The organism is Exiguobacterium sp. s43 (assembly GCF_018617255.1).
Lineage (GTDB): Bacteria > Bacillota > Bacilli > Exiguobacteriales > Exiguobacteriaceae > Exiguobacterium > Exiguobacterium profundum.
Genome location: NZ_JACSJT010000001.1, coordinates 183,779 through 209,791, shown reverse-complemented (window position 1 = coordinate 209,791; position 26,013 = coordinate 183,779). Strand labels below are relative to the sequence as shown.

The following is a 26,013-nucleotide window of genomic DNA, read 5'->3' as shown; positions in this document are numbered from 1 at the left end:
AACCATTTCCATTCGCGTTCTCTGTTTGATTTCCTTGTTCCTTCATCTTAGAGAAGATACCTTCGAAATAAAATGGACGTTCTTGTCGAAGTGTGTCCCCTTTCAGGCATGAAAAAAAGTGCCATCCTGTTCAGATGACACTTTTGACATGCTTACTCTTCGAGTCCGAGCCGTTGTGGCATATGTGGCGCGAGTTGTCTCGCTTCTTCCAACCGACCTGCTTCGACGAGCGTATGGAAATGTAAAAACTGTTCATGCGATGCATCACTGATGGCTGCCAAATAATCGACGTACCGATCGTAGACCGCTTTGTCTTCTGACCGCGCCTCAATAAGTGCGATGTACAGGCGAACGGTGTCTTCCCCGTAAAGGAGCGGGAACTCATCGTTCAGTTGAAGCAATTTATCGATTGAATCGATATCGACTCCGTTTTCTTGGTCATAATGCATGATGACTTGTTCAGCATGGTCTTCAAGGCGACCGCGCCACTCTTCATACTCTTCTTCATTCGTTTCGAGCATCTCGAACCAGTCTTCGTTCAACATCTCTTCAATCTTATTTACGCGTTCTGTGAAGTTCATACGCTCTCTCCTCCTTCAAATGTCCATGTGACATGTACTTCGTATATACCCACGTTTTCTTCATTCATGGATAATTCATATACGAACGTACATGACTCTTCAGACACATCGAGTCGCGATGTCGTCGTCGCCATCGTCATCGACATATAGGCATTCTTATATAAGCTTTGCGTGAAGCGACCTTCGATGAAGGAATGGTTCATCTCGATCGGTCCTTTGCAGATGAGCGCCAATCGTTCCGGCGTGTACTTGATTGTCGTCGGGACCGTTCCGTCCTCTTGTTGTTGGTCAAACATTAAAATAAAGCCAGTCTTCAATGGATAGTATACGCCGTCAGCCGATAGTTCGATCGGCTCCGGAATGTCACTCATCCGAGTTGTTTGCTGGACACGCACGCGAAGTGGTTCAATCGCCATGCTCATCCCCCTTTCCGTCAACTCATCGTACCATATGTGGTAGGAGTCGTTCTATCGACGGTGCTTCGTTTTCACATAGACGAGATGGTCTACCCACTCATCATTCTCAAAAATAAATCCTTCTCTCGTGCACTCGTACGACATGCCGACACGCTCTGCGAGACGAACGGATGCCTCATTGTCGAGATTGATGTGTGCCTCGATCCGTTGAAAATTTAAGTCGTCAAAGGCGATGCGCATCGCTAAATCGACCGCCTCTGTGCCATATCCGTTTTGCCAATGTTGGTTATGGATGGTATACCCGACCCGACCCCAATGAAATCCATCTCGCGCCAATGTCGAGAAATCCACCATGCCGAGATGTATCCCATCTTCAAGCCGGAAAATCCCAAAGACATGCGCACGGTCTTCATGTGCGAGTGATTGGTGTGTGTCGACTAGCTGACCGAACCAAACGGACGTACAGTCGCTCATATCTAATTTTCCCGGGTCATATACATGTTGTGAAACGAGACGATTTGTAAAGCCGCTTAACCATGTGTCATAATCTCGTTTCTCTAACGGTCGTACGATGATTCGATTTGTTTTTCGATGATACGTAAATGGATTCAATCTCTCCTGTCTCCTCCCTATTACTTTTATACGGTCAGAAAAACTTCTTCCACTTTCCTTCCGAAATCACATCGATCTTCCCTTCGTTTACACGAATCGCGGTCTCGTCGTCAATCGCATAGGCCGGCGACTGTAATGTCTCCGCCCATTCTGCAGCATCTCGTGACGTGTTCTCCGGTAACATTTCGTGGTCGAGATGAGGAAAAATCGAGAAGTCGACAAACCCTAATGTATCATCACTCTGCTCGTCGGATGCGCGCCATCCGACAAACGCTTCTCCAATTCGTGGTGTCATCACCATGCTACCTGCACTCAATCCGACGTAGACACCTTTCCAGGACGGGAGCAGCGAGGCTACCTCGGACTGTTTCATCCAATGGTAGAGAAAGAGCGGATCGCCCCCATTCACCAATAATACGTCTGCCTTATCAAACGCCGGTCTCCACACCGACTCATCGATACTCGGGAGTGCGCTCAGTTCGAGCACCCCAACCGACTTCCAGCCCAACTCACACATCGGCGTCGAGAAATCTCCGTTGAAAAAGTTCCATGCGTGTTTCGTTCCCCCGTTCAACGCATAAATGGCTGTTGGGATACAGAGTGCATTACACTCTTCAATCGGCTTGTCTAATAACTCGAGAAGTGCTCGTTTGATGCTTTCGTTCTTAATACCTGCTGACGTTAATAACAGTTTCATTTACGTTTCCTCCTTCTCATCTCCCTATAAGGAGTTCGCATGAGTCGCCGTTATCCCCTTTTTCCAACAAAAAAGGCCGTAGACGAATTTTCGTCCACGACCTTGAAGTTCTGAAAAATTAGCTAATTTTATACACGCGACCTTCGAACGGTTTCAAGTGAAGGAGCGATGATTCCGCATCGCCTTCAACCGGCATGTTGCTCAAGACGACATCTTGCGCACGAAGTGTCTGATCCATATCAAACATCGTCTCTTTCGCCGTCAAGTTCGTGACGACGAGGTACTGCGTGTCACCGAGCGTACGCGTATACGCATAGACTTCCGGGTGTTCCGGCAAGACGACATCATACGCCCCGTAAACAAACGTCTCATTATCTTTACGAAGTTGAATCATCTCTTTATAGAAGTTAAAGATTGAGTCCTCATCTTCAAGCTGTGATTCGACGTTGATATCCGTATAGTTCGGGTTGATGCCGACCCATGGCTGCTCTGCGAACGTGAATCCGGCGTTCGGGGCATCACTCCACTGCATCGGTGTACGCGTGTTGTCGCGTGACGAGTTCCACGTGATGCGCATCATCTCGTCATGACTCTTCCCTTGCTCGACACCGATATAGTAGCGGTTGCGTGTCGCGATGTCATCATATTGATCGATCGAATCGAATTTGACGTTCGTCATCCCGATCTCTTGACCTTGATAGATAAACGGCGTCCCTTGCATGAGGAAGTACATCATCGCAATCGACTTCGCGCTTTCTTTCCAGTAACGCTCATCGTCTCCCCATTTCGAGACCGTACGCGTCTGGTCATGGTTTTCGACGTAAAGGGCGTTCCATCCATCGGCCTCAAGTCCTTTTTGCCATTTCGTCAACACGTTCTTCAAGTGAACGACATCGAGTTTCGAATCGGCATCTTCACTCCAAAGGTCCATGTGTTCGAATTGGAAGACCATGTTCATCTTCCCTTCCTTTTCACCGACCCATAGATGGGCATCGTCAGGTGAGACGCCGTTCGCTTCACCGACCGTCATGATGTCATGTTTATTGAACGTCTCGTCACGAAGCTCTTCTAAATAGTCGTGAATTCCGTCCACGTTCATGTGCATCTCGAACGACGGTACAAAGTCGAGGTCGTTCGGGTTTGGCAAGTCGGCGAACGTCGGATTCTTGCGAATATGGCTGATTGCATCGACACGGAATCCGTCGATCCCTTTTTCGAGCCACCAGTTGATCATATCGTATACCGCTGTACGCATCTCAGGATTTTCCCAATTGAGGTCCGGCTGTTTCTTCGAGAAGACATGCAAGTAGTATTGCTCCGTCGTTTCATCGAATTCCCAAGCCGAGCCACCAAAGATCGATTCCCAGTTATTCGGCTTCGACCCGTCCGGTTTTCCGTCGCGCCAGATATACCAGTCGCGCTTCGGATTGTCTTTTGAGCTCTTCGATTCAATGAACCAAGGGTGCTCATCCGACGTATGGTTGACGACGAGGTCGAGCAACAGCTTCATACCGCGCTGATGCACTTCGTCCAATAAGCGGTCGAAGTCTTCCATCGTACCGAACTCGTCCATGATATCTTGATAGTCACTAATGTCATAACCGTTATCATCGTTTGGCGATTTATACATCGGGCAAATCCAGATAACATCAATACCGAGGTCTTTCAAATAGTCGAGCTTATCAATGATTCCTTGAATGTCTCCAATTCCGTCCCCGTTCGCGTCATAAAAGCTACGCGGATAAATTTGATAGGCGACGGCTTCTTTCCACCAGTTGCGTTTAAGCGTTTGTGTTTGTTGTTCTCGTTGTAAAAGTTGCATGTGATCTAGATACTCCTTATCCCAAAACTCACTGCTCATCATTTATACTTATCTTATTCGTGCTGTGAACTTTATATCATTAGCGCAATCGTTTGCACGATGCAATAAATTTATCTTACCAAAAAACATTCGATGATACAAAGATGTTTCATCAGCATACTCAACGTGTACCCTACACGATTTTGAAAAGAAATGAAAGCGAGGTGCTTCATCATGTTTCGATTTGCCACAATGGAGGATTTTTCAGCAGTCGATCAATTGATTTTAAAGAAAGCAAAAGAGTTCCAAGTAGCCGGAAAGTCGCAATGGGTCAAATATTTAGAGCCGAGTCGTTCCGACTATGTCCGTCACGATTTGACAAACGGGACGGTGTTTGTCTACGAACGAGATCAGCAAATCGTCGGTGCCGTCAGCCTGATTCCTCCGACTGACTGGGACCATAATCTATGGGACGACCCGGACGGTGCCGTCTACTTGCATCGACTCGTCACGGACTCGAATGCAAAAGGTGAACGCATCGGGGAACGTTTGATGCAGCATGCCTTAGCAAACACGTCTTCGACCATTCGATTGGACTGTGTTGCCGATAACGCCTTCTTAAATAACTACTATCCTCGGTTCGGTTTCTACTATATCGGCGAACGAAATGGATTCTCACTGTTTGAAAAAAAGGCTTGACCTTGACGTGACGTCAACCTTTACGCTTTGACTAAGGAGGTGAAGGGATGTATTCGATTCAACAACTTGCGTCACTCGCTGGAACGACAACGCGAACGCTTCGACATTATGACGCAATCGGTCTTCTCATTGCGAACCGTGACGCCAACGGCTATCGGCGTTATTCTTCGCGCGATGCGGAACGGTTGCAACTCATCTTACTCTATCGCACGCTCGATGTTCCTCTCGATCAAATCGGAGAATTGCTTGATTCAACGACGTTCAACCGGATTGATGTGTTGAGTGGACATATCGAGGCGTTGCGACAGAAAGCAGCCTATTTCGCTCAGCTTGCCGAGACGGCAGAAGCGACCCTCACCTCACTCAAAGGAGGGATTCCAATGGATGACAAGTCATTATTTGATGGATTATCTTATGAGGAGATTCAAGCTCACGAGGCGAAACATCAAGAGGAAGTGCAGGAACGTTGGGGAGAGACTTCAGCTTACAAGACAGCACATGAACGTGCGCAGAAGCGATCGAAAGCGGACTGGGAACGTATCAATCAAATGCAACTCGATTTGATTGCGCCACTCGTTGATTTATTTCGTTCACAAATCGCAATCGATGACGACCGAGTTCAATCGATTGTGAAAGACAATCATCTGTTCATCGACACACACTTTTACGACTGTTCACTCGATATGTTCAGTGGACTCGGACAGATGTATGTGACGGATGAACGATTCACCGCATTTTATGATCGCTTCGAGCCGGGGCTCGCTGCGTATTATAACGAGGCCATCCAATACTATTGTATCGCTAACAGTTAAGTCCAAGCCTCAGGCTTGGACTTTTTTTCGTCGCTCGGTGTCTTCTTGCGGTCCTATTTGAAGATGTTTTTGTAACATCGGGAGACTCGTCGCCAAATAAATATAAGGGAAGGTCGAGAAGTTGTCCGTTCCACCTGTATAGATTACTTCACTCGTTAGTGGGGTCCATCCTTTCTTCGTCCACTGGCAAAGTCGAACTTCTTTTCTCGATGTGTGGTTATGGAATCCCCAATATGCTTCTCGTTGTCCCACTGCCATCGATGGGGTGATGGTTAAGATGGGACAGTTCATTTCTTGTAACAATCGTTCGTTCATTTCCGCAACTTCGTACATGATGATGACGTCCGGTTGCAGGTGTCGAATCGTATGTTCCGCTTTTTTATCTTGTAAGGAAACGACACGCGTCATACGCTGTTCCGGAATCGAATCGTCACAGAAAGCATACCGCGACTGCAACTCCGCGATTCGTTCTCGACTGAACCGCCGCATTATGGGAGTCAGGAAGGAAATGTACGATTGTGTCAGAAGTTCTTTCCACGTGTTGACATGAGTCGGTGTCGGACCATCTTCCATGATCACATGTGTGACGCCTAAATCCCGTATCGCTTGATAGACAAGTGTTGAACTCCAGTGGTCGCCCGTGCAGAGTACAACTCGCATTTTCTCATCTCCCTCCACTTTGGTTTGCGGTTTGACGCATCTCTCGGACCGCCACATCAAATGAACCAAACATTTGTTGAATGTCTTTTAATGTCGGACGATTGCCCTTTTCTTTTTGCCACACTTCATAACCCCATGGTGAGAGAGCGGTCAAATGTTCATCTGCCTCGTGTAGCGCGTCCATCATTTGCTTCTCCGTGAACAGCTCTCGCGTTGAGATGCCAATCTCGTCTAACGCTTGGGACCAAGACCCGAAACGCCTCACCACTTTCGTGATACTCGGACGTTGGTTCTGCTTGGCCCATTTGGCATAAGCGGTCGACGTTAATGGATGAAGCTCTTCATTGGCATCAAGTAACGATTGGATGATTTCACATTTTTGATCGAACGAGATGATACTCTTCAAATTCGCCTCAATCAGTGCCACTTTCCACGATCCGAACTGAATGACGACCTCTGTCAACGTCGGTGCATCATTGGTCATGGCCCACTTTCGATAATCGGCACTATTGAATGAATCATGCTCTTTCGCCGCTTCACGAAGCATTTGAATCATTTCCTTTTTTGTGAACCGTGGCGTTTGCTGTTCCAACCCAGCCAAACGCAGTACATTCGACCATGATCCGTACATTTCCAATAATTCCACCACGGTTGCCCCGCCGTGAATCTTTTGCCATTTCTGATACATGTAGATGGTGAGGCGACCGTCCGAAGAAGCCTCTTGTAAGTGATCAATCAGTTGTTGCTTTCCCATGTCGCCTCCCCCTTACGTGATTGACGTATCGGTTCATCCCACTTCACGGCTACTAATTTGTGCGAACAGGTGAAGTTGACGACTTAAAATTTTCGTTTCGTCAAATTTTTCTTCGACCACTTCGCGACCACGTTGCCCGAATGAATAACACTGTTCAGGATGTTCAATGAACCAGCGCATCGCCAAGGTCAGTGCCTCAGGTCGACCGACCGGAACGAGAAAGCCGCTTTCCCCATCCGTGACTTCTTCTCGACAGCCACGGATATCGGTAGCGATGACAGGTAATCCGGACGCCATGGCTTCAAGAATAGAGCGTGGCAATCCTTCACGATAAGAGGGAAGTAAAAAGACGTCGTGTGCTGCAAATAAAGAGGGGGTATCCCGAACGAATCCGGCGTAATGAATCTGTGGATTTTGGGCTAAATGCGCCTCGACTTGTTTCGCTGTCTCTTGATCACGTTCACTCGTCATCAACTCTCCAGCAATCGTCAACGTCGCGTTCGGATAGCGTTTCGTCAGTTCATCGAACGCCTGAAGTAAATCTAGGATTCCTTTTTCTTGAACGAGCCTTCCGACAAACAAGAACTTTAAATGTTCTGGGGAAATGTGTTTCTCTGTCGGATAAAATCGATTTAAATCAATCCCGTTTCCGAGATGCATCAATCGTTCGTCCTCTTTGAAATGTCTTGTTTTAGCGAGTGAGTAATCTTCCTCGCTTTGGAGCAACAACCAATCGGTCGCTAATGCCGCGAGTGATTTCTCTAACCAGAAGACGAGTTCGTATGCGATTCGACCCATTCGTTCGTGGAAGTAAAATCCATGTGCGGTATAGAGAATATGTGGTGTCCTGGCAATGCGGGCCGCAACTCTTCCTAACGCTGCGGCCACCGGGGTGTGGACGTGAATGGCATCATATTTTTCGCGGCGCAATAACCTCACCAACTCTTGAATGGTCTGTAGATTACGCTTCGGGCTAAACTTTCGATCGATTGGCAACGTATGAATGACCCATCCTTCGTCCCGAAGACGATCCGTCCGATCACCGTAAGCACACGCGACGTCGACTTCGTGTCCTTCCGCCTTCAGCGACTCAATGAGAGGACGTAGCAACACATCCGCTGTCATATCGACAGCGCAGAACTGGAGAATCTTTAAAGGCGCCATAAGTGCACCTCCTCCGGCTTCATCGCGCGATCGAGCATGCCTTTCAAGTCAATGACGATGCCACGACCTAACTTCAGCTGGCGTTTCGCAATCGTCCAACCCTCTTGAACGAATTCATCGTGAGACACGGCATAGATGACGACATCCGCTGGTTTTAAGTCACAGTATGATTTGACATCGATTCCATACTCTCGTCGTACCTCTTCCGGATCGACGAGCGGGTCACACACTTGCACTTCTAAGCCGAACTCCTCGACCTCTCGAATCAAGGAAGCCACTTTCGAATTTCGGATATCACTGACGTTCTCTTTGAAGGACATCCCGAGGACCGTTACGCGCGATCCGAGAATGGCCATGTTTTGACTAATCATCGTTTTTATCAATGATGTGGCGACGAAACGTCCCATCGTCTCGTTGATTCGACGACCTGCTAAAATCACTTCCGGATGATAACCGAGCATTTCAGACTTCATCGTCAAATAGAATGGGTCGACGCCGATACAATGTCCACCGACTAGACCTGGTCGGAAGTTTAGGAAGTTCCATTTCGTCCCGGCAGCCTCTAACACCTCGAGCGTATCGATGTTCATGCGATCGAAGATGATGGCCAATTCATTCATCAACGCGATGTTCAAATCTCGCTGTGTATTCTCGATCACTTTGGCCGCCTCAGCCACTTTAATCGAGGAAGCACGATGAACGCCGGCATCGACTACCGTCTCATAAACAGCCGCTACCACATCGAGTGTTTCTTCATCCTCGGCAGCTACGACTTTTTTGATTGTGCGGAATGTATGCTCACGGTCGCCTGGATTAATTCGTTCTGGAGAGTAGCCGACTTTAAAATCAATCCCGGCCCGGAGACCCGATGTTTTTTCAAGTAATGGGATACACTCTTCCTCTGTCAGTCCCGGATAGACCGTAGATTCGTATACGACAATCGTGCCCGGTCGCAAATGCGCTCCAACAGCACGAGTCGCGCTACAAATCGGTCCTAGATCTGGTTGATTTTGATCATTGATGGGTGTCGGCACAGCCACGATAATGAAATCCGCCTCTTCAAGTTTGGCGACATCCGTCGTATATAAGACCGCTGCTTGCTCAAGGTCTACTGATTCAACTTCTCGCGTGCTGTCGAGATGAAGGGTAAGCTCATTGATACGCGTTTCATTGATGTCTACTCCGATGACGTCTCCTACGCCACCTAGCGCAACAGCGACAGGGAGTCCGACATATCCTAATCCGACTACAGCTACGTGACGATTGGCAATGGTTTTTCGTGTTGTACGTGATTCTGAGATGAGTTTATCCATGTCCATCTGCCTCCTGAGATTCGGAATTATGCGGTTTTATCAATCACAATGACTTTTCCATTCGGTCCCCGAGGAATTGATTGCACGGGGGTCAACGTAATCATGACCTCTTTACCGAACAGTAGTTCCAACTCGCTCCTCATAATCTCTTCATGTTCTGGCTTGAAGCGTTCCAGATCCGGGACGTATTTTAGTTCGATATGATACAAATCATGTTGCCGATACTGCGTTTGGATAACCGAGTTGGGTAATACTCGGACAACGGTCGTCAAATCCCCTTCATAGATTTTTTGTTTGTTTGGAGTGAGTACATAATTGCTTTCGCGTCCCTCAATGGAAGTGACGAACGTTCCTCCCTGTCCACAAGCACATGTCCCTTCTCCAATTTTCATCCGATCGCCAATCCGGTAACGAACGAGCGGTGTCCCATGGGTCGTAAAACTCGTCACTAAAATTTCTTCGTGATCCCCATACGACTCGATCACGCCTGTTTCGTGGTGGAGATGCATATTCCCATGGGTACATTCCGTTAAAATCGGTGCCCCCTCAGAAGATGCGTACTGATCAAAGACCGGGGCATTAAACGCCTCTTCTAAGATGGCTCTTCCTTGAGGCGTAATCGTTTCGGCTGTCGGAAAAATAGCCATTAATTGAAATTCAAGTGGGATCTGATTCTCTTTGATGTATTTTGCGATTTCAATCATGGCAGACGGTGCACTGTCTAATACAATTGGCTTGAATCGATTTAATGCGTCGATGTAATGAGGGATGGTCTGAGGATTGACATGATAGAGCGAGAACAGCATCTGATTGAGCGGTCGATTGTAGCGCCAAAATACAGGTTTTTCTTGATTCGGATTACAAATTTTCCGTCCTGTGAAACTCGCTCGTTTCATTCCTCTGATAAACCCGTGTTGCGCTTTGAAAAAGTCAACGTGGGCCATACGTCTTTGATAGTCTTCTTTCGTGAAATGGACTTGCAAGGACGTCCCTGTCGTTCCACCGGTTCGACCAAGAATATCTGTTTTGATGTTAGAATGGATGTCCGGATTTTTCCTAACTGTTTCTTTTTCGAGGATCGGGATGCGCTTCAACTCTTCCATCGATTGAAGGGGAAGAACAATCTCGTTTTCTTCAAACAGTTTTTGATAATATGCATTGTGCGTCGCACAAAATTCGAGAAACGCATTGAGTCGCTTCAATTGATCGGCTGCAACGACTGCCCCATCTTTGGGACGATTGGCTAAAACGACTAACTCACGCTCATATGTGCGTCCATACCGTTCTTGCCATAGTTTCATTCCATACAATGTCGTCATCCATTGTTGTAATCGAATCGGTGATTTCATGTATAAATCACGAAGCGCAAACCCTGCCATGGTGTAGTCTCCTCTCGCTAAGTGTAGAGTCGTTTCACGACTCGGACTTTTCCGTTCTTTTCTTTCTTGATGCTTTTCACATCTCGTAAAAGAACTTTCATTCGTGAAGTAAACAGACGCTCGACTTCTTTTTGGAGCGCGATTTCATGTTCAGGCTCAAATCGTGCTTCATCCTTCACGTACAGCATCTCAATTTCGTCTATTTTGTGTTGCAACACTTGAATTTGAATAATAGAGTTCGGTAGTACGCCGACCGCTGCGGTCAAATCTCCTTCAAACACCTTATAGCCTTCCGGCGTCTCAACATAGTTCATTTGACGACCATCGATTGACTCGATAATGGTGTCCTGTCGACCACATGGACACATCGCTTCACTGAGGGTCATCCGATCGCCAATGCGGTAGCGAATCAGCGGTGTTCCGTGCGTCGTGAAACTGGTGACGAGCGCCTCTCCAAATGCATCCGTCTCGATGATTCCCATCTCAGGGCGTAAGTGCATCTTCCCGCACTCACACTCCGTAACGATAGGAGCCCCTTCCGAAGAAGCATATTGATCGTAAACCGGCGCTTGGAACATCTCTTCTAACAACAAGCGTCCGGATGGTGTGAGCGTCTCCGAGGTCGGAAATAAAGCCACCGGTCGGAACGATAATGTCTTTTGATGGGTTTTCAAATATTTTGCGATTTCAATCATATCGGAAGGTGAACCGTCGAGTGCGGCCGGTTGAAATTCGTTCAACGAATCGATGTAGTGTGGAATCGTCGTCGGATTCGAATGCACGACCGAGTAGAGCATTTGCTTCATCGGGGCATTATACCGCCAATACACCGCATTCTTTTGATTACCTGGACAAATCATCCGTCCTGTAAAACTAGCTCGCTTCATCCCACGGCGAAAACCATGTTGTTCTTTAAAAAAATCGAGATGCGCCATTCGCATTTGATAATCGTATTCGGTGAAACGAACCTGAATCGATTTACCCGTCGTCCCGCCCGTCATGCCGATGATCGGGGCATGAAGGTTAGAAAAGATGGTCTCATCCGTTCGAAGCGTCTCTTTCTCCAAAGGGGGAATCCGCTTAAAGTCTTCTAAGCTCTTTAAGGGTAAGGTAACCCCGTGTTTTTTGAAGAGTCGCTGATAGTACACGTTGTGTTGATTACAAAACTGTAGGAATTGATTCAAATGATTGAGTTTTGCATCAGGTGACGCTTCATTTGGAGCACGTCTCAGTCGCTCCAATTCCTGCTCATAATACTGACCGTATCGCTCCCGATATAACTTGATTCCATATAAGGAAACCAGCCAATTTTGGAGGCGAATCGGTGAGTGTGCATAAATCCGATCCTGTAAAATCCCCATTACTCGATGCCCTCCTTCAACACTTGATGATAGGCGATGTACCAGTCGATAAACGCGTTTACGCCATCGCGAATCGACGTCTGTGGTTGAAAGTCAATCGATTCATACAAAGAGGAGGAATCGGCAAAACTCGCGGGTACATCTCCCGCCTGAAGTGGTAACAAGCGGAGGATGGCCTTTTTCCCGACTCGCTCTTCGATCGTCCGAATAAAGTCCATCAAGGATACCGGTTGCTGATTTCCAATGTTATAGACACGAAACGGAACGTCACTCCGGTCAGGTAGAGGATGTTCATAGTCAAACTCCTCATCTGCCAACGGTGCGATATCCATAAGTCGGACAATCGACTCGATGATGTCGTCGATGTATGTGAAATCTCGTTCCATCTCACCATAGTTGTATACATCGATTGGTTCGCCTTTTAAAATCGCCTCCGTAAATTTGTAAAGTGCCATATCGGGACGCCCCCATGGCCCATAGACGCTAAAGAATCGCAACCCCGTCGTTTTTAGACCGAACAAATGGCTGTACGTATGAGCCATCAACTCATTCGCCTTCTTCGAAGCCGCATACAAGGATAGCGGATGATCGACCGGGTGTTGTTCGGAAAATGGCATCGCCTGATTTGATCCGTAAACCGAGCTAGATGAGGCATAAATCAATTGCTCTACTGGATAGAAGCGACAAGCCTCCAAGATGTTCAAGAAACCAACGATATTGGATTGAATATAAGCATCTGGATTTTCTAGACTGTAGCGCACACCGGCCTGAGCCGCCAAATTGACCACGACTTGGGGTTGGTTTTTTTCGAAGACACGCGTGATTGCCATCTTATTTTCGAGGGCATCACGATAGAGTTTGAAACGAGGATGCGTCAACACATGAAGTCTTGATTCTTTTAATCTCGGATCGTAATAATCATTGACCACATCGATCCCGATGACATGATGTCCTTCTTTTAGCAACCGTCGAGCTAGATGAAAACCAATGAACCCGGCCACTCCGGTCACGAGAACTGTTTTTTTCATAACGACTTCCTCCTTTGCGTTGACTCGTTGACTCGCATGCGTACCGGTTCGATTTGTGGCGCAAAAATACTTTCCATCACTTCTTCTGGCAGTTCGTTGTTTGCGACAAACAACAAGAAAGAAGTGAGTCCATTCGATTGATCGAGTAGATATTCAATCGTTTTCAAAATCGGATCAACCGATTTAAAGGGTCTTGTACAACCGACGAAAATCTTTTCATATACTTGATTCGTATGTTCGCTCGTTGCGAGCAGTTCTTCGAACAGCTTTTCACCAGGACGAATGCCACTGAAATGAATCGGGATTTGTTCGAGGGTGAAACCGCTCAGTGTAATCATCCGTTTCGCCAAGTCCACAATTTTGACGGGATTCCCCATATCTAGTACGAACACTTCGCCCCCATTTGCGCGCACGCTTGCTTGAATGACGAGGCGACTCGCTTCCGGGATGGTCATAAAGTATCGGGTCATCTCTGGATGCGTCACCGTAATGGGTCCGCCCCGTTGAATTTGTTCTTTAAAGAGCGGAACGACGGAGCCACGACTTCCTAAGACGTTGCCGAAACGAACGACCGAGAATGTCGTTTTGCTGTGGCGAGCCTGCTGTTGGACAATCATTTCTGCTACTCGTTTCGTGGCACCCATCACGTTCGTCGGATTGACCGCCTTATCCGTAGAGATCATGACGAACCGCTTCACTTCAAAGAAATCGGCGGCTTCGACCATATTCTTCGTTCCGTAAATATTGTTTTTCACTGCCTCTCTCGGATTGTCTTCCATGAGCGGAACGTGCTTGTGAGCTGCCGCATGATAGACAACGTCCGGTCGATACTGATCAAACACTTCCATCACCCGCGCCCGGTCTTGGACGTCACCGATGACGGGACAAATCTCTGTATCAGACCCGAGTAAGCGGAGTTCGCGATCGATTGCATATATGCTATTCTCGCCATGTCCAAACAGGATGAGTTTGCCAGGATTGAATTTCATCAATTGACGGCAAAGCTCTGAACCAATCGAGCCTCCTGCACCGGAGATGAAAATGGTTAATCCACTCAACGTTTGAGAAATCTCCGAAACATCGAGCTGAACCGGTTCACGGCCGAGCAAATCTTCGATGGCCACTTCTCGAATCTCATTTAATGAGACTTTTCCGGATGCGAGTTCCGCAAGCATTGGCAGTGCATGGGATTCGACGCCTGTCTTCTCAATTCGTTTCAAAAGTTGTACTCGATTTCCGTATGGAAGAGAAGGAATGGCCAACACAACTACTTCGATATTCAGCTCTTCAATTTTGCGTTCTAATAAATCGATTGAACCGATGACCGGTGTCCCGTGAATGTAGAGACGGTGAAGCAATGGATTATCATCCAACACCCCGACCACATGCAGCACATTCGTTCGATGCTCTTTCAGTTCTTTAATGATTTTTTGACCCGATTCCCCACCACCGATAACCAAGGTAGCTTTTCCATTCGACACCGGTGCGTGAAATCGGAAAAACGATCGTGTCCTAGCGACGAGTCGGATAAATAACATTCCGTTAAATGCGAGTAAGCTTTGAATAAAAATTGCTTGATAGGAAAAGCCATCCAATAATACGTATGATGCGAATAAGACGAACGTGTCACTCATGACCAACACAATCGCCAGTAATTGCAATTCACGCATCGATCCGTATCGCCAGTCGATTCGGTATACCCGAGTCACCCATCCTAAAATGAGAAGAACGAGCGTCTTCAATCCGAGGATCGTGATCAAATCTAGCGGGTCAGATGTTACCGTCGGATCATTTGCAAAGAATAGGTCAAACGTCACGAAAATCGCGAGCCCTGCAATCGTGATATCGAGTAACATCAAGAGCGCATTTTTTCGATCAATGGGAGACCGAACAGTTGGAGTACTCATCCTTTCACCACCTTCCATCCCAATCAGCTTCGAGTTGATGCTAGATAAGTACCCGTTCAAGATTCACAATCCAAAAGAAAAGAATAGCTTTTTGATACGAATGACATTTCGTCATGAAACGGTTTAACAAATGTGTAATGAGTTTTTACTTTCTTTTGTGAATATTTTTAATTTATATGGGTATTATGGGAAGTAGAAGGTAGGACATTTGGATTATTTTCACTTTGAGATTTTGCGAATGTCGCATTCTCCCAAAGTAGTCAATCGATTCAGGTTCCTCCCTTTTCATATCTCGTCACCGGACACATATTCTAGCTTTCCTTCAGGACCACCATTGTTTAACCACACCATGACCTTTGAAGCCACGACTTGCTTCTGAAAAGGAGAGACATCACGATGAAACGATGGACAGAGCAACAGATCCTCTCATGCCTAAGACAAGCAGCGAATGAACTTGAAGAATTTGACACAAAACAGTACACACTATGGGCCCGAAACAAAGACGTCCCCTCCCTATCGACCGTGATTTACAAATTTGGTTCTTGGCGGGAAGCCGTTCAAGCGGCGGAGATTAAGATGTTGTATCGTTATTATTCAGATGAAGATATTTTGACCGCACTGATTGAGGCCTCAGAAGAACTTGAACTCTTCACGAGCCAAACGTATCGTGCCTGGGCAAAAATCTCGCAAGCCCCTTCTTTGACGCTGATCAGCAGCCGGTTCGGTTCGTGGTCGAATGCGTTACGTGAAGCCAAGCTTCAAACGACAACGGTACGGAACAATGAAGAACGGATCATTCAAGCCTTGATTGAAGCCTCCGAAAAGTTAGAGCGTCTCACGTCCCAACATTACGCCGTTTGGGCACAGGAAAAAGGCTATCCGACGGTAGCGACAATCGCTCGCAAATACGGATCATGGAGCTATGCGCTATTTGTCTTGGATATCGCTCCTCCGAAACGTAAATGGGATGAGGAAGATGTCATTGATGCCTTGCAGTTAGCCAAAACAGAGCTACCACATTTTAGTATCCTCCACTACCGGAAATGGGCCGAAGGTCGAAATGTTCCGAGTACATCGACAATCAATGCCTTATTCGGAAGCTGGACGGCTGCTTTAAAATGTATGGAGGAACAAAAAGTAAAACAGTAATCCATACAGATGAACTCATACAAAAAGCGCCGACTCTTTTCGAGTCGACGCTTTTTTCATGTGACGATCGCAATGTATAGCGGGATTCCAACTAACAGGTTGAACGGGAACGTGACAGCTAGCGAAAGGGTCAAATAAAATGATGGTTTCGCTTCTGGGACCGAGGCTTGTAACATGGCGGGAGCGGCGATATACGACCCACTCGCTGCGAGTGTCATCAAGAGGATCGTTCCGCCGTCAGATAAATTGGCAATCCCCGCTGCAATAAAGCCGACAAGTGCTCCGACTAACGGAAACACCATCCCCATCATCATAAATTTTAGTCCATATGACGGGACCGTTTTCAACTGCTGTCCGACTTTCATTCCTAGACCTAGTAAGAATAAGAGTAAAACGCCCGGGAACAAGTCGACGAAAAATGGTTTGAGCGGTGTGGCGTCTGGTGTCACCAGTCCAACAATCAGACCTGCAAACATCAAGAGGATACTTTTCGAGAACAAACTCTCCCGCAACACCGATAGAGAGTTCGCCTTCCCTGACGTAGCCGTGATTCCCATCACGTGTGTCTGATTATACAGCAGTAACGCCACAATCAGGCCGGGAATTTCAAGGACGACGACTAGTGTTGTCATGAACGGCTCGTACGCAATCCCGAGACGCTCGAGCTGTGTCGATGCTGCTACATAGGTGACGAGTGACACCGAGCCGAACGTCGCAGCCATGGCAATTCGCTCAGGGAATGAGAATTTGAACATTCCTCCGACATAGAATGCGAGAAGCGGTAGCAAAATCCCAATCAACAGCGTCACGGTCAGCGGTAATGCGATGTCTTCAAAAGATACCGAGGCGAGTCCCATACCTCCCTTCAGTCCGATAGCAAGCAGTAAGTAAATATTGAGCGTCGTACTCAATGAATCCGGGATCTTTAAGTTTGATTTTCCGACTGCGGCGATAACGCCCGTCACAAACAGTAGTACCGGGGCGCTCGTCAATAAAAATAAAAACAATTCCATACATCTTCCTCCCTGGCGACAAAAAAGCGCACACCTAAAGAAGGCGTGCGCTGTATGCCGACGGCTCGAATAATCGCTCCGTCAGGCCGACAACTGTCGGTTTATTGAATTGGTCAGTAGCTCCGTAACAAGATTTCGAAAGCACGCTTCATCTTGACTCGTCCAGTCGATTCTCTATACGTCTCTGCCTTTCATTTTAAGAAGGTGGCGTTTCATTGTCAATCGGTTTGATCCCAAGGGGCATCTAGACGAAACACGATGAGACGCTCCCCTGTTTTCGTACTGATGTCCGTATGGAGCGAGACAATCGAACGACCGAGTACTTGTCCGACAATCGTTTCGAGTTGACTCCGCCCTGATTCGACGAGATTGTTGCGATATTTCTTCAATTGCTCGCGACCTGAAGACTTGGTAGCCAAATCATACTCGGCCGGCGTCAACACGCCTTGGAGTGTGACGATGGCGAGATCTCGAAGCAGGTCTGCCTTACACGTCAATGACCCGCGACCCAAATATTCTTTCTCCCATTGGGTAATCCGAGCGCTCAGTTCCATTTCCAGCTGACCCTTTTTCCGCATTTACTTCACGAATCCAATCATCATCTCACGAAGAATCTTAGCTGCTGCGATGGCAGTCATATCTGACTGATCGTATGCCGGTGACACTTCGACAAGGTCTGCACCGATGATGTCGAGGTCTGCGTTTGCAATGGCATGTACCGCTTCGAGCAATTCTTTCGTTGAGATGCCACCGATTTCTTGCGTCCCTGTCCCTGGTGCCGCTGACGGGTCGAGGACGTCGATGTCGATCGTGACGTATACTTTTTTGCCAGCGAGTGTCGGTAAGACGCGTTTGAGTGGTTCGATCACTTCAAATTGATGCATGTTGTAGCCGACTTCACGAGCCCACTCAAACTCTTCTTTCATCCCTGAACGGATTCCGAACGAATAGCAGTTCGATGGTCCAATCAAGTTTGCCGCTTTTTTGAGCGGAGTCGAGTGTGAGAGCGGCTCGCCTTCATACTCATCTCGAAGGTCCGTATGCGCATCCAAGTGGAGGATGACAAAGTCGTTGCCGTAAACGTCATGCATCGCTTTGATGATCGGCCATGTGACAAGGTGCTCACCGCCCATGCCGAGTGGGAACTTGCCTGCTTTGACGACATCTTTGACGAACGCCTCGATCATATCGAGCGACTTCGGTGCGTTCCCGAATGGAAGCGGGATATCTCCTGCATCGTACACCGCGGCATCAGCCAAGTCACCGTCTAAATACGGGCTATATTCCTCGAGTCCAATCGATACTTCACGAATCCGGTTCGGACCGAAACGCGAGCCTGGACGGAAGCTGACTGTCCAGTCCATCGGCATCCCGTAAAGAACCGTCTTCGCCTCTGTCACCTCTGGGAGGCTGGCGATAAACACTTTACCTGAGTAGGCTTCATCGAAACGCTTAATCATTTTGTTAAGTCCTCCACGAATTTCGGAAGAACGAACGCTGCATTGTGAAGCTTCGGCGTATAGTACTTCGTTTCGATGTCATGGAACCGCTCAGCTGATACTTGTTCCGGGTCGTATTTCTTCGAACCGATCGTGAACGTCCACATGCCACTCGGGTACGTTGGTACGTTTGCTGTGTACAACTTCGTGATTGGGAAGATTTCCTTCACGTCACGTTGAACCGTTTGGATGAGTTCTGGTGTGAACCATGGGTTATCCGTTTGAGCCACAAAGATGCCATCCTCTTTGAGCGCTTTTGAAATCCCTGCATAGAAACCTTTTGTGAAGAGGTTGGCTGCTGGTCCGACCGGTTCAGTCGAGTCGACCATGATGACGTCGTACTCGTTTTCTGACTTCGCGATATGCATGAATCCGTCACCGACGATGACTTCAACACGCGGGTTATCGAGCTCACCCGCAATATTTGGTAAGTATTTCTTCGAATATTCAATAACTTTCCCGTCGATATCCACGAGAACTGCTTTTTCTACTGATGGGTGTTTCATAATTTCACGGATGACACCGCCATCTCCCCCACCGACTACGAGCACATGCTTCGGATTCGGGTGTGTAAAGAGTGGGACGTGTGCGACCATCTCGTGATAGACGAATTCGTCCTTATCCGTCGTCATGACCATCCCGTCAAGTAACAACATCGTTCCGAACTCGTCCGTTTCGACCATCTCTAGTCGTTGAAACTCCGTTTGTTCGCTCTCATAAACGTGGTTTACACGGAACGTAATCCCGTAATCTTCTGTTTGGTGCTCCGTAAACCATAACTTTAATTTTTGGTCCATCGATAGAACCCCTTTCTGTTCAAAAAGTTGTTCGTATGCGAGTGGCGTTTTGAGGCGCTTCTTAATCATACGATAGGAAGTATACAAAACCTGTACCCATTTTGCACGATTTTTTTGCGGAATCGGTCTTGAATGTGAGTTTTTTGTGAGACGTTGCCGATATACTGATTGAACCAATTCTGAATCGAAAGGTGGAATAGTATGTGGTCACCCTGTGCTTCTTGTAACACAACCATTCCTTTGATTGCTCAAGGAACACTCGTCACGAAATTCAAGGAATACTCTTACAAAACGTTTGAAGAACTCGATACGCTCCTTCTGCATGCGGAAGGAACGGTTTACTGTGTCGATTATAACTCGAAAAGTCAGACGCCTCCGCTCGAGGTCGAAGCACTAAAAGATCAGCTTGCGCATCGGCACATCATTGAACAGATTCAGCACGGCACGTTCGAGAGTCACCTCCAACCGATCATCTTCCTCGATTCAACGGAAACGTTCGGATATGAAGCGCTCCTCCGCAGTAGCGCCAACATTTCACCTGGTGACCTATTCCGGACGGCAAACCGTTTCGGTCTCCATTCGAAACTCGATCAACGTGCCCGCGCGGAAGCAATCAAAGCAACGTTTGAAGCCGTTGCTCCTCAGCAAAAGACGTTCATCAACTTCTTACCTTCGACCATTTATAACCCGGACTATTGTCTCCAGCACACGTTTGACATCATTGACCGATATGACCTCAGCCCGGACCGCTTTATCTTTGAAGTCGTGGAGACGGAGAAGGTACATGACGTGGATCATCTCCAACACGTGTTTTCGACATATAAAAAGCGAGGGATGAAAGTAGCATTAGACGATGTCGGGGCAGGCTTCTCGACAATCGATATGTTGAAGCGGCTCGAACCGGACTATGTCAAAATTGACCGTTCCTATATCTCGTTTTGTGATGAAGACGCTGAAAAACGCGCTTTCCTCAAACAAGTGCGTGCGTTAACCCATTCGATGGGCATCACCCTTCTTGCTGAAGGAATAGAACGTATGGAAGAGGCAGATGTCTGTCGTGAGCTCGGATTCGATTTAGCGCAAGGATATTTCTTCGGAAAACCGGCCCCTGCCAATCAATACAAGATTGAAATCGCATAAGTCATCACTTTCAAAAGCACAGGAATCGACTTCGTCGTCATCCTGTGTTTTTTCATTTACCGGTCCCTTATGATCACTTCCTTATTGTTTCATCTACTTTTAGGTTTCGTTCAGAGATGTTCAGGAGATAGCATATTATAGAAGGTTGACGGGAGCGAAAGAGGTGGATATGTAGATGAAATCATGGATTGTCAGTGGCTATGCAATCGTACTAGGAATCATCATCGGTTTAGTAAGTTGGCTTTTCTTGTCCGTCGTTTATAAAGGGATTCACGTTGTATGGCATACGGTACCTGAGCAATTTGATATTCCGTTTTATCTGTTTCTCGTACCGGTCATCGCTGGTGTAAGCATCGGTCTGTTGCAACGTCGGTATGGGCAAATGCCTCGTCTCATGCCAGAAGTGATGGAAGAACGAAAAGATACCGGTCGTATCGACTATCGCTTGATTGGATTCACAACGTTGACCGCCCTCCTCGTTCTCATCGGAGGTGCAAGCCTCGGTCCTGAGGCCGCGCTCGTCGGCATCGTCGGCGGACTCACGACATGGTTCTCCGAGCGAATCCGCTATGTTCGTCAAGAGTTAGGTGAATTACAAGAAGTCGGTCATGCCGTCGTGCTCGGGATTGTCTTCAACGCGCCACTATTTGGTGCGATTGCGGCTGAGGAGAACGAGCAGAAGAAACAACCGATGCTAAACCTTCTGGCGACACTCGCCGGGATTGGGACGTTTTATTTATTGAACCAATTGGATGAGCGTCCCCCGTTCATCATTAAGTTCCCTGCGATTGAAAGTGTCCAAATCGATTGGACGATGTTATTGATTGTTCTTGGCGGCATGGTTCTCGGCTGGCTTTATTTGGTGAGTGAACATGCATTGATGCGACTTTTTTCAAACATACCAATCTTATTGCTTACAACGCTCGGTGGAGTCGGAATCGGGATCATGGCTCTTCTTTATCCGGACCTCCTCTTCTCCGGAGAAGAAACTATTCTTGAGTATATCGACGAGTGGCGACTGATTCCTCTCTATACCCTTCTCTTATTTAGTGTACTGAAACTGCTTTTTACCGCATTCTGTTTAGCGACTGGTTGGCGTGGTGGGCACATCTATCCTCTTCTTTTTTCTTCATTCACGCTCGGTTACTTCTTCAGTTTACTGTTTGACATCGATATGACATTTTCCGTCGTCTTGACAACGAGCGCCTTACTGGCGACGGCGATGCGACAACCGCTGGCTATTATCGTACTACTCGTTCTCTTTTTCCCTCCGAATAGTTGGCTCTATGTATTCGCAGTCGTTGCAATCGTTTCAAAAATTCCACTTCCATCGTTCATCCATTCACCAGCGAAAGCTTGATTTTAGATATTGAAAAAAGGGTAAGAGATGAATAGTTATGCACTCTCTCGAAAGGAGGAACGGTTGTGAGCGAATATGAAATGGCCATTGAAAACCTAATTGACGCAGTTAGTTCGGATTGGATTAGCATCATTTTAGCTATTTTAGTCGTGATTATGGGGATTGTCGTCTTCATTTATGTCGTCATGACAATCGTCGACATGTTTTTGTCCAAGGATATCGTCTGGGGAATCGTTGAAGTCATCGCTCTATTCGTAGGACTGGCAGTGCTCTTGTCCGTCTTCTACTATTGGAATCGGAATCGGGTCAAAGCACAGTTTGGTCTCTTCCTCGTCTTGTTCTCTCTCGCAGTGAATGTGTACTTCTTCGTTCGCTATGCGGATGAAATCAATGCTGTTTTGAACAGCGTGTACTAAAAAACGAGGGGGAATTCCCCCTCGTTTTCATCGTTCATCGAAATATAGAAAGGTGGTGTTTCCTTTGAAACGTCGCGTAATTCAACTGATCATCATGGTGATCAGTGTTATCTTGCTTATCGGTCTCTTGTTCTGGCTCGACGTCCTTATTCCTATATTAATTGGAATCGCCATCATCGCACCGCTCGTCGTCGGATGGCAAATTCTATTTGACCAAGTACAACCTCAAGGGAAGCTCGCCTGGTTACTGACCGTCTTCTTCATTCCATTCATCGGTGTCTTGGCATGGGTCATGTTTGGCCGTACGCCACGCCGTCATCGACGCTTCAAACGAACGTCATCAGAGATCCAGATGCTACGGCAAGCAATCGAAAGCGAGAAAATTGAAACTTCACCTGATATTGTGTCGTCTTACCCGTTGACACGGACACTCGAAAAATTAGGCGCATCCGGTGCCGATGGTCATACTTCGACTAAACTGCTCGTCAACGGTGAACAGAAATTTGATGCATTATTAGACGCCATCAACAGTGCAACCGATCATATCCACATCCAATACTACCTCTTTCGGACGGATGACATTTCGTTAAAAGTTAGAGACGCCCTCATTCAAAAATCGAATGAAAATGTCATTGTCCGCTTTCTGTATGACGGACTCGGTAGCCAAGAAATCGGGGAAGAGTTTATCCAACCGTTACGGGAGTCCCGTGTCCACGTTCAGGCGTTCGACCCCGTTTTGCATCCGTACCTGGTGTTTAACGCCAACTTCCGCAATCATCAAAAACTGATTGTCGTGGATGGGCGAATCGCGCTAACAGGCGGGTTGAATGTCGGGGATGAATATCTTGGGAAGAATGATAAACTCGGTTTTTGGCGTGACACCCATCTCCGTCTTGAAGGTCCGCTCGTCCGAGAATTGCAACAGCTCTTTGTCGAGAACTGGCTATACGCAGGACAAGGGACGAGTGATGAAACATGGGATTTGTTCGCAGATGAAGAGCACCTCTCTCAGTACTTTGTGAATGAACCGAAAGGGCAAAACGGTGCGACACAACTACTCGTCACATCGCCTGGTAAAGACGTCACGATTCGCGATGGACTCATGCGTCTGTTGATGGATGCCAAAGAATCGATTTGGCTCACCACCCCATACCTTGTCCCCCCACCTGAACTATTGGCCATTCTTGAAGTCGCAGGTCGTAGTGGCATCGATGTCCGAATCGTTGTACCGGGCAAAGGAGACGAATGGTTTAGCTTCCATGCGACCGAGTATTATTTTGAACAATTGTTGAAGCGCAATATCAAAATTTATAAATACAATCGCCATTTTATCCATGCGAAAACACTACTGATTGATGGCAAAGTTGCCCTCGTCGGGTCAGCCAACTTCGATTTTCGTAGTATGTTTCTAAACCACGAGATGATGATTGCCCAATTCGATACTACATCCATTCAAGAACTGCACGAGGCATTCCTGAAGGACTTTGAAGAATCCATTTTAATCGATTGGACCATGTTGCGGAAAAAGACGACCGGCAAACGTTTCGTCGAAGCGTTTTGTCACATTTTCTCGCCACTCCTTTGACGCATTCGCCAAACAAGATACGTCATGGCGACGACACCAACTAAAAACAATTGCCATCCAATCGTTAACTGCATCGCTGCCGTCACCGCCAGTCCTTCCATAATCAAGGCAGGAATCTTTCCAATCGTACTTGCTACTGCGAACGAGGCGAGCGTCATGCGACTGAACGCCGCCGATAACGTGACGAGACCAGAAGGAACGAATGGCATAAGACGCATCCCGAGGACGAGAAACCAAGCCTCGGCTCCTTCGGACTCCCGAAGCCGTTGGAATCGGCTACCATTCGGAGAAACATAACGGTGTAGGGCTTTCCGATAAAGGATGAAACTCACGACGGCGCCAACTGCCTCCCCGACAATCGATACGAGGATGCCCGGCACGAGACCGAGGACACTCACATTGACGGCTGTCAAAAAAGCACTAGGGAGGACACCGGCGACCGCAATCACACTATTCAGTAAAATACTGATCATCAAAAATAAAGGGAGCGGGAGCGGAAGCAGTTCCCATTCCATAACAATCACTCTTTCTATTCACAAAATAAGGACCATGACATGTCGTCATGATCCTTTACTATATCATAGCGATGATGAAGAGGTTGCACCGGCTTCATCCCACGAGTCTTCGTCGACTGGTGGTAAATGTTTTTCTTCCAATTTCGAAACGACAACCGCACATGCCGCATCCCCCGTGATGTTGACTGATGTGCGAAGCATATCAAGAATACGGTCTACTCCGATAATGAGAGCGATTCCCTCTACCGGTAAGTTGACTGACTGAAGGACGAGCGCAAGCATGACAAGTCCGACTCCCGGTACACCCGCTGTCCCGATCGAAGCGAGGACCGCTGTGATGACGACCGTCAACAACTGAGTCATTGTTAAGTCAGAAGCGAACACTTGCGCGATGAAAATCGTCGCAACCCCTTGCATGATCGCTGTTCCGTCCATGTTGACCGTTGCCCCAAGTGGCTGTACGAACGACGAAATCGAACGCGGCACACCGAGTTTTTTCTGTGCGACTTCCATCGATACTGGAAGCGTCGCATTTGACGAAGAAGTCGAGAACGCGAACGTCATCGCCTCATAGAAGTTCTTGAAGAAGAAGACTGGGCTCATCTTCCCGATGAAGTAAACCGCTGCCCCGTAGACAATCGTTGCATGTAAGAATAGCGTCAAGACGACGGCAATCATATACCACGCCATTGCGACAACCGCGTCGAGACCGATGCCTCCGATTGCAGAAGCAATCAATGCGAATGCGCCGTATGGAGCGAGCTTCATCACAAGATGAATCAAGTACATCATAATGCGATCGCCTTGTTTGACGAATTGACGCCACGTTTTCGCCTTGTCCCCGAGGGCAATCAGCGCAAACCCAATCAATGCAGCAAAGACGATGATTTGAAGCATGTTTCCTTCAGCGAGCGCCGTAATCGGATTCGTTGGAATCATATTGACGAATGTCTGTACGATATTAGACGATTCCTCGGTCGCTGTTGATTCAAATTCAAGACCTGTCGTTTGGAAGTCCCCACGCTCCCCTGGCTGTAAGACGGATGCAACACCCATCGCTAACATGATCGCGAGCGCTGTAGTCGCTAAGAAGAACAGAATCGACTTCGACCCGACTCGACCTAGTTCTTTCGGGTCCCCGAGACCCATGACGCCTAAAATAATTGAGAAGAAGACAATCGGTACGACTAACATTTTAATTAAATTCAAAAAGATCGTTCCGACCGGAGATAAAATATACGGATTCACAATCTCATAAACATTATCCGGCAAGCCCGCCAATCCGAGACCAACAACAACACCTAGCGCGAGACCGATTAAGATTTTTTTCGTTTCGCTCATCGTATCACCCTTTC

The 26,013-nt window shown here is 47.4% G+C and carries 26 protein-coding genes; 7 read left to right on the top strand and 19 right to left on the bottom strand.

Going from position 1 to position 26,013, the window contains the following annotated elements; genetic code table 11:
• Positions 1-152: 152 nt before the first annotated feature.
• From KNO79_RS01195 to KNO79_RS01175, 5 genes are all read right to left on the bottom strand, one after another.
• On the bottom strand, positions 153-581 hold the full coding sequence (locus tag KNO79_RS01195; RefSeq protein WP_159562998.1) for a hypothetical protein: 429 nt from the start codon (positions 579-581) through the stop codon (positions 153-155).
• The gene (locus tag KNO79_RS01190) at positions 578-997 is read right to left on the bottom strand and encodes a YwiB family protein (protein ID WP_159562999.1); all 420 of its coding nucleotides are present in this window, start codon (positions 995-997) and stop codon (positions 578-580) included. The genes KNO79_RS01195 and KNO79_RS01190 overlap by 4 nt, the downstream gene beginning before the upstream one ends.
• A gap of 51 nt (positions 998-1,048) precedes the next feature.
• Positions 1,049-1,609: a GNAT family N-acetyltransferase gene (locus tag KNO79_RS01185; protein ID WP_159563000.1), complete on the bottom strand. Its 561-nt coding sequence runs from the start codon at positions 1,607-1,609 to the stop codon at positions 1,049-1,051.
• 34 nt (positions 1,610-1,643) lie between these two features.
• The gene (locus KNO79_RS01180) at positions 1,644-2,306 is read right to left on the bottom strand and encodes a Type 1 glutamine amidotransferase-like domain-containing protein (RefSeq protein ID WP_196431286.1); all 663 of its coding nucleotides are present in this window, start codon (positions 2,304-2,306) and stop codon (positions 1,644-1,646) included.
• 118 nt (positions 2,307-2,424) lie between these two features.
• Positions 2,425-4,128 (bottom strand): glycoside hydrolase family 13 protein, encoded by a 1,704-nt coding sequence (locus KNO79_RS01175; protein ID WP_159563002.1) that lies wholly within the window; start codon positions 4,126-4,128, stop codon positions 2,425-2,427.
• Between the two features lie 213 nt (positions 4,129-4,341).
• On the opposite strand from KNO79_RS01175, the gene KNO79_RS01170 reads away from it, so the two are divergent.
• Both KNO79_RS01170 and KNO79_RS01165 read left to right on the top strand, forming a co-directional pair.
• Positions 4,342-4,806: a GNAT family N-acetyltransferase gene (locus tag KNO79_RS01170; protein WP_196431287.1), complete on the top strand. Its 465-nt coding sequence runs from the start codon at positions 4,342-4,344 to the stop codon at positions 4,804-4,806.
• Positions 4,807-4,853: 47 nt separating this feature from the next.
• Complete coding sequence (locus KNO79_RS01165; RefSeq protein ID WP_214690422.1) at positions 4,854-5,618, top strand: MerR family transcriptional regulator; 765 nt, start codon at positions 4,854-4,856, stop codon at positions 5,616-5,618.
• A gap of 9 nt (positions 5,619-5,627) precedes the next feature.
• Here KNO79_RS01165 and KNO79_RS01160 read toward each other — a convergent pair whose 3' ends face one another.
• Genes KNO79_RS01160 through KNO79_RS01125 form a run of 8 tightly spaced genes read right to left on the bottom strand, consistent with a single transcriptional unit; the run spans position 5,628 to position 15,184 of the window.
• Positions 5,628-6,278 carry a hypothetical protein gene (locus tag KNO79_RS01160; RefSeq protein WP_078147698.1) on the bottom strand — a complete coding sequence of 217 codons (651 nt, stop codon included), beginning with the start codon at positions 6,276-6,278 and terminating at the stop codon, positions 5,628-5,630.
• 4 nt (positions 6,279-6,282) lie between these two features.
• A complete protein-coding gene (locus KNO79_RS01155; RefSeq protein WP_078147699.1) occupies positions 6,283-7,032 on the bottom strand; it encodes a hypothetical protein in 750 nt (249 codons plus the stop codon).
• Positions 7,033-7,065: 33 nt separating this feature from the next.
• Complete coding sequence (locus KNO79_RS01150; RefSeq protein ID WP_214690421.1) at positions 7,066-8,196, bottom strand: glycosyltransferase family 4 protein; 1,131 nt, start codon at positions 8,194-8,196, stop codon at positions 7,066-7,068.
• Positions 8,184-9,509 (bottom strand): nucleotide sugar dehydrogenase, encoded by a 1,326-nt coding sequence (locus KNO79_RS01145; protein ID WP_196431291.1) that lies wholly within the window; start codon positions 9,507-9,509, stop codon positions 8,184-8,186. Before KNO79_RS01145 ends, KNO79_RS01150 begins: the two co-directional genes overlap by 13 nt.
• A gap of 26 nt (positions 9,510-9,535) precedes the next feature.
• Positions 9,536-10,888 (bottom strand): phenylacetate--CoA ligase family protein, encoded by a 1,353-nt coding sequence (locus tag KNO79_RS01140; protein WP_196431292.1) that lies wholly within the window; start codon positions 10,886-10,888, stop codon positions 9,536-9,538.
• A 17-nt stretch (positions 10,889-10,905) separates the two neighbouring features.
• The gene (locus tag KNO79_RS01135) at positions 10,906-12,249 is read right to left on the bottom strand and encodes a phenylacetate--CoA ligase family protein (protein WP_196431293.1); all 1,344 of its coding nucleotides are present in this window, start codon (positions 12,247-12,249) and stop codon (positions 10,906-10,908) included.
• Entirely contained in the window at positions 12,249-13,277 is a 1,029-nt protein-coding gene (locus KNO79_RS01130) for an NAD-dependent epimerase (protein ID WP_031422166.1), read from the bottom strand. Before KNO79_RS01130 ends, KNO79_RS01135 begins: the two co-directional genes overlap by 1 nt.
• Positions 13,274-15,184: a polysaccharide biosynthesis protein gene (locus KNO79_RS01125; RefSeq protein WP_214690420.1), complete on the bottom strand. Its 1,911-nt coding sequence runs from the start codon at positions 15,182-15,184 to the stop codon at positions 13,274-13,276. Before KNO79_RS01125 ends, KNO79_RS01130 begins: the two co-directional genes overlap by 4 nt.
• 396 nt (positions 15,185-15,580) lie before the next feature.
• Here KNO79_RS01125 and KNO79_RS01120 point away from each other — a divergent pair, with 396 nt between their 5' ends.
• Positions 15,581-16,333 carry a homing endonuclease associated repeat-containing protein gene (locus KNO79_RS01120; protein WP_012727425.1) on the top strand — a complete coding sequence of 251 codons (753 nt, stop codon included), beginning with the start codon at positions 15,581-15,583 and terminating at the stop codon, positions 16,331-16,333.
• 56 nt (positions 16,334-16,389) lie between these two features.
• Here KNO79_RS01120 and KNO79_RS01115 read toward each other — a convergent pair whose 3' ends face one another.
• The 4 genes from KNO79_RS01115 to speE form a co-directional block, all read right to left on the bottom strand.
• Positions 16,390-17,346 (bottom strand): sodium-dependent bicarbonate transport family permease, encoded by a 957-nt coding sequence (locus KNO79_RS01115; RefSeq protein ID WP_159563011.1) that lies wholly within the window; start codon positions 17,344-17,346, stop codon positions 16,390-16,392.
• Positions 17,347-17,564: 218 nt separating this feature from the next.
• Complete coding sequence (locus KNO79_RS01110; protein ID WP_031422162.1) at positions 17,565-17,924, bottom strand: Na-translocating system protein MpsC family protein; 360 nt, start codon at positions 17,922-17,924, stop codon at positions 17,565-17,567.
• Positions 17,925-18,806 (bottom strand): agmatinase, encoded by an 882-nt coding sequence (gene speB / locus KNO79_RS01105; RefSeq protein WP_012727428.1) that lies wholly within the window; start codon positions 18,804-18,806, stop codon positions 17,925-17,927. It lies immediately after the preceding gene.
• A complete protein-coding gene (gene speE / locus KNO79_RS01100) occupies positions 18,803-19,642 on the bottom strand; it encodes a polyamine aminopropyltransferase (protein WP_012727429.1) in 840 nt (279 codons plus the stop codon). Before speE ends, speB begins: the two co-directional genes overlap by 4 nt.
• Before the next feature lie 201 nt (positions 19,643-19,843).
• On the opposite strand from speE, the gene KNO79_RS01095 reads away from it, so the two are divergent.
• The 4 genes from KNO79_RS01095 (at position 19,844) to cls (ending at position 24,143) form a co-directional block, all read left to right on the top strand.
• The gene (locus tag KNO79_RS01095) at positions 19,844-20,782 is read left to right on the top strand and encodes an EAL domain-containing protein (RefSeq protein ID WP_214690419.1); all 939 of its coding nucleotides are present in this window, start codon (positions 19,844-19,846) and stop codon (positions 20,780-20,782) included.
• Positions 20,783-20,957: 175 nt separating this feature from the next.
• Positions 20,958-22,142, top strand: a complete 1,185-nt coding sequence (locus KNO79_RS01090) for a chloride channel protein (RefSeq protein WP_214690418.1) — start codon at positions 20,958-20,960, stop codon at positions 22,140-22,142.
• A 65-nt stretch (positions 22,143-22,207) separates the two neighbouring features.
• Positions 22,208-22,558 carry a hypothetical protein gene (locus KNO79_RS01085; protein WP_074035622.1) on the top strand — a complete coding sequence of 117 codons (351 nt, stop codon included), beginning with the start codon at positions 22,208-22,210 and terminating at the stop codon, positions 22,556-22,558.
• Between the two features lie 55 nt (positions 22,559-22,613).
• On the top strand, positions 22,614-24,143 hold the full coding sequence (gene cls, locus KNO79_RS01080; protein WP_308162704.1) for a cardiolipin synthase: 1,530 nt from the start codon (positions 22,614-22,616) through the stop codon (positions 24,141-24,143).
• Here cls and KNO79_RS01075 read toward each other — a convergent pair.
• Both KNO79_RS01075 and KNO79_RS01070 read right to left on the bottom strand, forming a co-directional pair.
• On the bottom strand, positions 24,119-24,658 hold the full coding sequence (locus KNO79_RS01075) for a TVP38/TMEM64 family protein (protein WP_251125266.1): 540 nt from the start codon (positions 24,656-24,658) through the stop codon (positions 24,119-24,121). The genes cls and KNO79_RS01075 overlap by 25 nt on opposite strands.
• A 63-nt stretch (positions 24,659-24,721) precedes the next feature.
• A complete protein-coding gene (locus KNO79_RS01070) occupies positions 24,722-25,999 on the bottom strand; it encodes a dicarboxylate/amino acid:cation symporter (protein ID WP_074035617.1) in 1,278 nt (425 codons plus the stop codon).
• Positions 26,000-26,013 lie beyond the last annotated feature (14 nt).